The organism is Cryobacterium sp. (assembly GCF_025463825.1).
Classification (GTDB): domain Bacteria; phylum Actinomycetota; class Actinomycetes; order Actinomycetales; family Microbacteriaceae; genus Cryobacterium.
In genome coordinates this window covers 25,823-34,828 of the sequence record NZ_JAODBG010000110.1, presented here as the reverse complement: position 1 = coordinate 34,828, position 9,006 = coordinate 25,823, and the positions used below count along the sequence as shown (strand labels likewise).

10 protein-coding genes and 1 pseudogene are annotated in these 9,006 nt (G+C 70.4%); 3 read left to right on the top strand and 8 right to left on the bottom strand.

What is annotated here, in order from left to right; genetic code table 11:
• From JWP54_RS13765 to JWP54_RS13745, 5 genes and pseudogenes are all read right to left on the bottom strand, one after another.
• A pseudogene (locus JWP54_RS13765) lies at positions 1 to 237 on the bottom strand (anti-sigma factor); the annotation flags it as partial.
• A complete protein-coding gene (locus JWP54_RS13760; protein ID WP_297373013.1) occupies positions 234 to 740 on the bottom strand; it encodes a sigma-70 family RNA polymerase sigma factor in 507 nt (168 codons plus the stop codon). The pseudogene JWP54_RS13765 and the gene JWP54_RS13760, both read right to left, overlap by 4 nt.
• Positions 741 to 793: 53 nt before the next feature.
• Positions 794 to 1,504, bottom strand: coding sequence for a YceI family protein (locus JWP54_RS13755; RefSeq protein WP_297373023.1), 711 nt, complete (start codon positions 1,502 to 1,504; stop codon positions 794 to 796).
• 99 nt (positions 1,505 to 1,603) lie between these two features.
• Entirely contained in the window at positions 1,604 to 2,395 is a 792-nt protein-coding gene (locus JWP54_RS13750; protein ID WP_297373010.1) for an IclR family transcriptional regulator, read from the bottom strand.
• A 9-nt stretch (positions 2,396 to 2,404) separates the two neighbouring features.
• Positions 2,405 to 3,427 (bottom strand): PAS domain-containing protein, encoded by a 1,023-nt coding sequence (locus tag JWP54_RS13745; protein ID WP_297373021.1) that lies wholly within the window; start codon positions 3,425 to 3,427, stop codon positions 2,405 to 2,407.
• 434 nt (positions 3,428 to 3,861) lie between these two features.
• Between JWP54_RS13745 and JWP54_RS13740 the strand changes: the two genes are divergently transcribed.
• The 3 genes from JWP54_RS13740 to JWP54_RS13730 all read left to right on the top strand — a co-directional run bounded on the left by JWP54_RS13740 (position 3,862) and on the right by JWP54_RS13730 (position 6,894).
• Positions 3,862 to 5,133, top strand: a complete 1,272-nt coding sequence (locus JWP54_RS13740; RefSeq protein WP_297373019.1) for a glycine betaine/L-proline ABC transporter ATP-binding protein — start codon at positions 3,862 to 3,864, stop codon at positions 5,131 to 5,133.
• Complete coding sequence (locus tag JWP54_RS13735) at positions 5,130 to 5,933, top strand: proline/glycine betaine ABC transporter permease (RefSeq protein ID WP_297373008.1); 804 nt, start codon at positions 5,130 to 5,132, stop codon at positions 5,931 to 5,933. Before JWP54_RS13740 ends, JWP54_RS13735 begins: the two co-directional genes overlap by 4 nt.
• Positions 5,934 to 6,000: 67 nt before the next feature.
• Positions 6,001 to 6,894 (top strand): glycine betaine ABC transporter substrate-binding protein, encoded by an 894-nt coding sequence (locus tag JWP54_RS13730; protein ID WP_297373006.1) that lies wholly within the window; start codon positions 6,001 to 6,003, stop codon positions 6,892 to 6,894.
• Positions 6,895 to 7,044: 150 nt separating this feature from the next.
• Here JWP54_RS13730 and JWP54_RS13725 read toward each other — a convergent pair whose 3' ends face one another.
• The 3 genes from JWP54_RS13725 to JWP54_RS13715 form a co-directional block, all read right to left on the bottom strand.
• Positions 7,045 to 7,494: a flavodoxin domain-containing protein gene (locus JWP54_RS13725; RefSeq protein WP_297373004.1), complete on the bottom strand. Its 450-nt coding sequence runs from the start codon at positions 7,492 to 7,494 to the stop codon at positions 7,045 to 7,047.
• Positions 7,495 to 7,582: 88 nt separating this feature from the next.
• Entirely contained in the window at positions 7,583 to 8,281 is a 699-nt protein-coding gene (locus tag JWP54_RS13720) for an alpha/beta hydrolase (protein ID WP_367274229.1), read from the bottom strand.
• 111 nt (positions 8,282 to 8,392) lie between these two features.
• The gene (locus JWP54_RS13715; RefSeq protein ID WP_297373002.1) at positions 8,393 to 9,001 is read right to left on the bottom strand and encodes a CbiQ family ECF transporter T component; all 609 of its coding nucleotides are present in this window, start codon (positions 8,999 to 9,001) and stop codon (positions 8,393 to 8,395) included.
• Positions 9,002 to 9,006: the final 5 nt, after the last annotated feature.

The following is a 9,006-nucleotide window of genomic DNA, read 5'->3' as shown; positions in this document are numbered from 1 at the left end:
GGCCCCGGCACCATCGGCGCCCGGCCCGTCCGGACGAGCGGCCTCGTCGATGGCCACGGCCTCGGCCGGCGGCAGGGCGCTGAGGATCCCGGGCAGCCCGGCCAGCTCGGCGACGGCGGCAGCGCAGGCGGGGCCGGTCTGCAGGTGGCGTTCGTAGTTCCGCCGGTCCTGGGTGTTGAGCGCGCCGAGCACGTAGGCGGCGTCCCACTCGCGGAAGCGGTCGGTGGCGGAGGTCATTCGGTGACCCCTCTTTCCTGTAGGGCGAGCCGCATTGCTCGCAGGGCGTAGTGCAGGCGTGACTTCACGGTGCCCTCCGGCACCTGCTCGCGGCGGGCGATCTCCGCGATGGGGCGGGCCAGGTAGTACGCGCTCACCAGCACCGTGCGGTGTTCGGGGGAGAGCGTGGTGAGGGCATCCGTGATCAGCCAGCGGTCCAGCACGGCCTCGGTGGCGTCGGCGGAGGCTCGCTCCGGGAGGTCGTCGGTGCTGATCTCCCGGGCGAAGCGGGCGCTCCGCCGGTCGTCGATGACGAGGTTGCGGGCCACGGTGAACAGCCACGCCCGCGCGGCTTCGTCGTCCCGGTCCAGTAGGGCAGGGTGCTTCCACGCCCGCAACAGGGCCTTCTGCACCACGTCCTGCGCAAATCCGTAGTCCCCGGTCAGGCGCACGACGTAGCGGAACAGGGCCGGCCCGTGCGCGTCGTGCAGCGCCCGCAGCAGCTCCGTGTGCGGTTCAGCCACGCTCACCTCCCGGTCGGGTCGATCGCCTGCTCGGTGGAGTCAGGACTGCTGGGTCAATTCTGCGCGAGGATCAGGGAGAACTCGACGGAGCCGGCGTCCTCGACCGAGACGAAGCCGAGGTCGGGTGCCTCCACCTCGTAATCACTGAACGTGATCGGGATGCTGCCGACGACCTGGCCGCCGGTGTCGGTGAGGGCGGCCTGCAGCTGAACGGTCACGGTGTGGGTGACACCGTGCATCGTGAGCTCGCCGGTCGCATCGACCGTCTGGGCGACCCCGGCCACCGGGGCCTCGAGGGTCACCGGCTCGGTGAGGGTGAACGTGGCGGTCGGGAAGTCGTCGGCCTCCATCGCGGTGTCGCGGAAGTACCCGTCCCTCGCGCTCTCGTCGGTGGCGATGCTCGCGACAGCCACGGTGACCGTGGCCGCCGTGAGGGAGCGCGCGTCGACGGTGAGCTCGCCGGTGACGTCGGTCGTGCGGCCGGTCACGGTCACATCGTTGCCCTGCAGCACCTCGTCGACGCGGTAGCCCGCGAACGAGTCCGCGGCTACGGTCCAGGTGCCACTGAGGTCATCGGGGTTCACCTCGGTGCCGGTCGCCGCGCCTGAGGACGTCGGCGCGGTGGCGGCGATGGTCGGGGCGGCCTCGGCGGCGCCGTTGGCATAGTCGGCGTAGATCGACGGCCCGAATGCCAGGGCCGCGCCGCCGCCGACGACGACAACTCCGCCCGCAATCCACAGCCCGGTCTTCGTCTTCTTCTGCATGTCACCCTCGTCCGTGGTCGTTGGGATGATGGTCATCCACCCTGAACAACGAGAGCCGGGGCCACAAGGTTCATTCCCGTCGAAAAGTTCCCACAAACATCAGCCGGCCCGGCCGTTGATCCGGCGGCCCAGCTCGATGGCGGAGTGTTCCACCGCCGCGGCGAGTTCCGGCCAGCGCTCCGGCGGCACGCTCGAGCGGGAAAACGTCACGGCGATACCGGCGGCGGGCCAGCCGCTGTGGTCCCGCACGGCCACGGCCACTGATGCGATCCCGTCGGTGACATCGCCGTCCTCGGCCGCGTAGCCCTGCGTGCGCACCTCGGCCAGGAGCCGGTTCAGCGCCCGATAGCTGGTCACCGGGCTCGTGGTCGCCGTGACGCCGTGATCGCGCTGCACGAAGGCGGACCGGTCGGGGAACAGCGCGCGCAGCTGGGGGAGCGGCAGCGTCGCCAGCAGCGCCCGGCCGCTCGCGGTGAGGTGGCTGGGCAACCGCACCCCCACGTCCGTCACCAGCGCCGGCCGCCGCGGGGCGCGTTCCTCGACGAGGTAGATCACGTCCCGGCCGTGCAGCACGGCCAGGTGCGCGCTCTCGCCGATCCGGTCGACCAGGGTGGCGAGGATCGGCCGACCGAGCCGGGCCAGCGGTTCCTGGCGGGAGAAGCCGCTGCTCAGCTCGAAGGCGGCCAGTCCGATGCCGTATCGGCGTGCCTCGGGGTAGTGCAGCACGAAGCCCGACTCGGTCAGGACGCCCAGCAGCCGATAGACGGTGGACCGGGGCAGGCCCAGGGCCTCGGCGAGGGTCGACGCCGGCACCGGTCCGCGCTGGGCGGCCAGGTGGGTGAGGATCTGCAGCGTGTGGCGCGCGGCCGGCACGGGCTGCGAAGAGGTCATGCCACGAATTTAGCCGTTCGCCCGATCCCGGGACGGACGAGACCCTTCGTCGGCGGTGGCGGCGGCCTCGGGCGCCTCACGGATGGTGGTGACGGTGGCCAGCCCCACGGCCCGGCTGCGCACCCGGGCCGAGGTGGGCACCGCGGGTTCCTGGCTGATCAGGAGGGTCCGGGCGCCGACGCGGTGCACCTCGTCCCGTACCGACCGGCCACTGGCCAGCAACTCGGCCAGGCCGGGCGCGAGGCCGAGATCGGCGATGGCGGGGCAGGCCGACCCGGCGCGGGTCCCGTGCCGCGGGATGCCGAGCAGCTCGGCGGCGCGGTCGTTGCACACCAGCACCGTTCCCGCGCGGTCGACGAGCACCAGGCCCTCGCGCACCGAGTGCAGCACGGCGTCCTTGTTGAGGAACTGCTCGGCAAGTTCCTCCGGACCCCAGCCCAGGGTGACCCTGCGCAGGTAGTGGCCGAGAAACCGGGAGGTCACCCAGCCGGCCAGCAGCAGGATCAGCGCCAACGCCAGGATGGCGGGCAGATGCGCCTCGAGAACGGTGTGCAGGGTGCTGATCCCCGCCTCGGCGGCCACCAGGCCCACCACGCCGTCGTTCGGGTCGAGCACGGGAACAACGGCGCGCACCCAGGGGCCGGACGGGCCGGAGCCGATGTCGGTGAAGGGAACGCCGTCGGTCGCCGGTGCGGTCTCTTCGGCGGCCCTGTCGCCGATCTCGCCGGTGTCCGGGTGCGACCAGCGGATGCCGGTCGGGCTCATGACCGAGATGACGTCGACATGGGCATCCTTCATGACCCTCACGGAGTAGGGCTGCAGTGTGACCGTCGGATCGGACGACCGGGCGGCGGTCGCCACCAGGGGGCTGCCGGCCATCGCGGCCGCGACAGAGAGCATCCGGTCGGCCGTCTCGGTGAAGCCACGGTCACGGGCCTCGACGAAGGCTGCCGTTCCGGCGAGGAGCGTCAGCACCACGACGAACACATAATGGATGACGAGGAGCCGGCGTGCGATGCCCCAGCCGTACATCCGCACACCCGTCCTTCGCCGGAGGGACTCCTCGACCTCGTCATGTCACTGTCTCCGTACCTGTGACCGTACGCCTCCCCACCCGTTCGGGGGAGCCGGACGGGGCGGCGTGTTAGGCTCGATGACGGTCTTACGACCCTTCACCAGGACGCGAACGTGCAGCCCCCAGCCAGACGTGGGCGCCGCGATCGTATGGTGAGGCCCAGACGGACGCGGCCCCATGGTCGCTCCAGCCCACACCGCCCGCCGGTGTCGAGGCCGGTCTCGGCTACCCGTCCGACACAGCGAGCCTCCTCTCCATCGACCGCCCAGGCGGTCTATTCGGCGTGCTCCGGAGAATCCGTGACCGAATAATCGCCGTCAAGGCAGAAGAATCCGCCAGCCCGGCGGAACAGACCCCACCAGCAACAACCGCAACACCAGCAGCACCGGGCATCGCCGTCAAGGCGGACAGGCTCTACAAAGCCTTCGGCCGGAAGCCCGCCGACATCGTCAGGAAGCTCCAGGGCGGCGCCAGCCGCGACGAGCTCGCGCACCTCGGAACGGCCGCCGTCATCGACGCATCCTTCGAGGTGCAGCGCGGCGAGATCTTCGTGGTCATGGGACTGAGCGGTTCGGGCAAGTCCACCCTGATCCGGATGCTCAACGGCCTGCTCGAGGCGACCAGCGGCACCGTCAGCGTCGGCGGCACCACCATCACCGGCATCCCGGCCGCCAAGCTGCGCGACGTCCGCCGCCAGAGCATCTCGATGGTCTTCCAGCACTTCGCCCTACTGCCGCACCGCACCGTGATCGACAATGTTGCCTACGGCCTCGAGGTGCAGGGTATGCCCCGCGTCGAGCGCCTCGCCAAGGCGCGCACCATCATCCGCCTGGTCGGCCTGGACGGCTGGGCAGACAACCTCCCTTCGGAGCTCTCCGGTGGCATGCAGCAGCGGGTCGGCCTCGGTCGCGCCCTGGCCGCGGACACCGACGTGCTGCTGATGGACGAGGCGTTCTCCGCCCTCGACCCGTTGATCCGCCGCGAGATGCAGGAGCAGCTCATCGAGCTGCAGGCCGAACTCGGCAAGACCATCATCTTCATCACGCACGACCTCAACGAGGCGATGTTCCTGGGTGACCGCATCGCCGTCATGCGCGACGGCCGCATCGTGCAGATCGGCACCCCCGAGGAGATCCTCACCGACCCGGCGAACGACTACGTCGCCCAGTTCGTGCAGGATGTCGACCGGGCCCGCGTCCTCACCGCCGGCAGCGTCATGGAGCCGGCCCGTTCGGTGGTCACCGTGACCGCCGGGCCGCGGGCGGCCCACCGCACCAAGCGGGACCTGCAGACGTCGGCCACCTTCGTGCTGCGCCGCGACCGCAGTTTCGCCGGGGTCGTGCGCGACCGCGACGTGCTCAAGCAGGTCAAGGCCGGCGACGGCGACCTGCGCTCGATCATCCTCGACGGCACCGCCGTCTCCGCCGACACCGCCCTGGTCGACCTCGTCGAACTAGCCGTGGAGAGCGACCTGCCCATCGCCGTCGTCGACGAGCGCAACCGCCTCCTCGGCGTCATCCCGCGGGTCACCCTGCTCGCCGCGCTCGGCGACGTCAGCCCGGCCACGGGCGAGGTGCCGGTCATCGAACCGCCGGCCACCATCTCGATGAGCATCATCACCGAAACCCTGCGCGAGACCGCGCCGGAAGGAGTACAGCCGTGAGCTTTGCAGCCGACACCGACTTCCGCATCCCGCTGGGCAGCTGGGCCGATGCCTTCATCGACTTCATCACCGACACCTTCGGGTTCTTCTTCGACTTCGTCCGCGCCATCTTCAGCGGCGCCTACGACCTGGTGGACCTGGCCCTGGCGGCTCCGCCGTTCTGGGTGATCATCCTGGTCGCCGGCGTGCTCGGCCTGATGATCCGCGGCTGGAGATTCGCCGGGGGCACCGTGGTCGGCCTCGTCGTGATCGTGGGCGTCGACCAGTGGGAGAACGCGATGGACTCCCTCGCACTGGTGCTCGTCGCGAGCATCCTGGCGATCCTGTTCAGCGTGCCGCTGGGCATCCTGTCGGCCAAGTCCGGCTTGGCGTCGGGCATCATCCGGCCCATCCTCGACTTCATGCAGACCATGCCGGCCTTCGTCTACCTGATTCCGGCGCTGATCCTCTTCCGGGTCGGCGTCGTTCCCGGGATCGTGGCGACGATCATCTTCGCCATGGCCCCCGGCGTGCGACTCACCGAACTCGGCATCCGCAACGTCGACCACGAGGTCGTCGAAGCCGGCCAGGCCTTCGGCGCCTCGCCGTGGCGGATCCTGCGCCAGATCCAGCTGCCACTGGCGATTTTCCTCGACCGGATCACCGCGGCGCTCGGCACCGGCAACACCCCCATCGGCCGGTTCCGTGCGGCCCACACGCACCCCGGCGCCCCGCTGCAGCCCGAACCGGCCGCCCCGTCGACCACGGACCAGATCGAGCACGAAGCCGCCAGGCGGCCCGGCGTGCTCGTGGGGTCCTGACCCCCTGCGCATTCCTCCCTGGACACCTGCACCACCGCCGCCCTCATGGGCGGCACGAAAGGAACACATGAAGAACCGTTCACTGGGCGTTCTCGCTCTCGGAGCCGCCGGGCTCCTCGCTTTCTCCGGTTGCGCCGCAGCCGAGGCCGAAACCGTCGGCAACGGAAACTCGGACAACAAGGACCTCACCATCGCCGTGTTCAACGGCTGGGACGAGGGCATCGCTGCCTCCGAGCTGTGGAAGGCCATCCTCGACGAGAAGGGTTACGACGTCGAGCTCGAATACGCCGACGTCGCCCCGGTGTACGCCGGCTTGTCCACCGGTGATTACGACCTCAACCTCGACGTCTGGCTGCCGAACACCCATGCCTCCTACCTCAAGGAGTACGGCGACGACATCGCGGAGATCGGCGCCTGGAACGACGAGGCCAAGAACACCATCGCGGTGAACGCGGATGCGCCGATCGACACCATGGCCGAGCTGGCCGAGAACGCCGACCTGTTCGACAACCGCATCGTGGGCATCGAGCCCGGCGCCGGCCTCACCGAGGCCGTCACCGACAACACGATCCCCACCTACGGCCTCGAGGACATGGACTACCAGACCTCCTCCACCGCCGCGATGCTCACCGAGCTCACCGCCGCGCAGAAGTCCGGCGAGAACATCGCCGTCACCCTGTGGGAGCCGCACTGGGCTTATGGAACGTTCGACCTGAAGAACCTCGAAGACCCCGAGGGCACCCTTGGCGTCGCGCAGACCATCCAGGCCTACGGCAAGAAGGACTTCTCCACCGACTTCCCGCAGGCCGCCAAGTGGATCGGCGGCTACACCATGGACCTCGACAAGCTCCAGTCGCTCGAAGCCGCCATGTTCGTCGACTACGAGGGCCAGGACTACGGCCCCGTCGTTCAGAAATGGATTGAAGACAACCAGGACTACGTGGACTCGCTCACCGCGTAATCCACTTCCCCGCAACACGGCCCGTGCTTCCGCACGGGCCGTTTGTGCGTGCCCGGCGCCACGGGCACCGGCCGCGACATGCCGCATTGTGCCCCTTCCGGCGTGCTGAAGGGGCATTTTCCGGCAACTCGCGGGTGCCGGCGGGCTGGCTCAGGCGGTCGCGCGCAGCTCGGCGCCGATGAACGCCGCCCAGGCGCCGGCCTTCCCGGTCTGGCCCGGTGCCAGCGGCCCCTCCGTGCCCACGACGATGAACCCCTGCGGCTTGCCGACGATAATCGCGCCGGCGGCGGCCAGGACCTGCGAGATCTTGCCGGCGGCGTCCCCGTGGATGAACAGCTTGATGCGGGTGTCGAACGCGGCGGCACGTACGCCCGCCAGCGAGCCGGGCGCCAGGGAGTCCAGGAACGCCTGCATCTTCGCGGTCGGCCGCCAGCCGTTGATGGGGCAGCCCACCACCAGTACGTCGACGCCGGCCAGGCTGGTCTCCGTGAGGTCGGCGACGTTGAGGATGGCCGCTTCCCGACCCAGCTCCCGCGCGATCACCTCCGCGATGATGCGGGTGTTGCCGTAGGTGGTGTCGTAGACAACGCGAGCGCGCATGAATCCTCCTTGGTCGGGACGTCTGTGGCCGACACCGGTCATAGTGGACCGCCCCGCCGCGCCCGACAAGTGCCGGAAGTCCCGCCGGTCACTCCGACTGCATGAACCGCTCCGCGGTGAAACCGAGGATCGCCTCCGTGATGGCCGCTGCCGTTTCGGCCGGAGGGATCGTGGCGGCGCCGTCGCCGGGCTGGGCGCCGTAGGCACCGAAGGACGCATGGTTGGCGCCCTCGACCTGCACGAAGGTGGTGTCGGCGGGGAGCAGGTCGGCGGCGGACTCGATCTTCGCCGGGGTGCTCAGGCCGTCTTCGCTGCCGCTGATGCTCAGAACGGCCAGCCCGTCGTCGACCGGCGAGGCGCAGTAGCTGGCGAACAGCACCAGCCCGGCCACCGGCGTGCCCTCCGCCCGGGCGTCTTCGGCGAGCATGCAGGCGCGCACTCCGCCGAGGGAGTGGCCGCCCACGAACCAGGCGGCCACGTCGGGCGCTGCGGCCGTGAAGGCGGCCAGGGGGCGTTGGTCGAAGAACGCGAGATTCAGGGTCGGCTTGGTGATCACCACCGTCAGCCCCGTGGTTTCCGCGGTCCCGGCCAGCGTGGCGAGGTAGGCGTACGGGTCCACCTTGGCGCCGGGGATGAACACCAGGCCGGCGAGGGTTCTGCCCTCGACCGGGGTGATGACCACCGAGTCCGGGGTGTCCGTCACCGTGACCGCTGGGTTGTCGAACACGGCCTGGGCGGCGGCCCGGTCGGCCGGCATCACCAGTTGGGTCCAGATCAGGAACGCCACGATGCCCAGGACCAGGGCGGTGAGGGCGCTCCAGCCGGCGAACCGGATGCGGGCGCGGCGGCGAGAGCGGGCCGGCGGGTTCCGGGGCCGGTCGGGTCGGGAGCAGTGATGTCAGTCGTCCAATCCGCGTGCGGCGAGTGCCTCTCCGATCGCATCGGCGGCGTACAACGAGCGTACGACGACCGGGACGGCCAGGGCGAGAACGGACCCCTGCGCCCCGCGGGCGCGCCTGGCGTCGAGCACCTCCCGCACGATCTCGGCCACCAGCGGGATGCAGCGGATGGTCAGGGCGACGAGCAGGCCCACCCGGTCGGCGTCCACCCAGCGCCGGAACGGGCGGAGCAGCACCTGGAACGCCTCCAGCACCGCGGTGACCGTGGTGGTGAGCGTGAAGAGCGCCGCCAGGGCCACGGCCACGAGCAACCGGCCGGCCATCAGTCCGGCCGTGGTCCACCCGGCCGCCGAGCCGCCGGCCACGAGAACCTGCACCGGCACCGCGAAGACCAGGATCCACAAGACCGGGCCGATTTGCGGCCATGCCGCGGTGGGCGGGATGCCGGCCACCGCATACAGCGCCACCACGAGGACGAGTTCGCCGGCGAGGACCAGCGGGTCGGCCACCAGGCCGACCAGGATCATCAGGACACCGAGCAGGCCCAGCTTCAGCAACGCCGGGGCGCGGTGCAGCAGCGAGCTCCCCGGGCGGTACAGCCCGATCACGACGG

Coding starts and splice junctions, on each gene's coding strand:
- JWP54_RS13725 (WP_297373004.1), bottom strand. CDS start 7,494: ATGCGCGCTCGCGTTGTCTACGACACCACCTACGGCAACACCCGCATC.
- JWP54_RS13755 (WP_297373023.1), bottom strand. CDS start 1,504: ATGCAGAAGAAGACGAAGACCGGGCTGTGGATTGCGGGCGGAGTTGTC.
- JWP54_RS13750 (WP_297373010.1), bottom strand. CDS start 2,395: ATGACCTCTTCGCAGCCCGTGCCGGCCGCGCGCCACACGCTGCAGATC.
- JWP54_RS13745 (WP_297373021.1), bottom strand. CDS start 3,427: ATGTACGGCTGGGGCATCGCACGCCGGCTCCTCGTCATCCATTATGTG.
- JWP54_RS13730 (WP_297373006.1), top strand. CDS start 6,001: ATGAAGAACCGTTCACTGGGCGTTCTCGCTCTCGGAGCCGCCGGGCTC.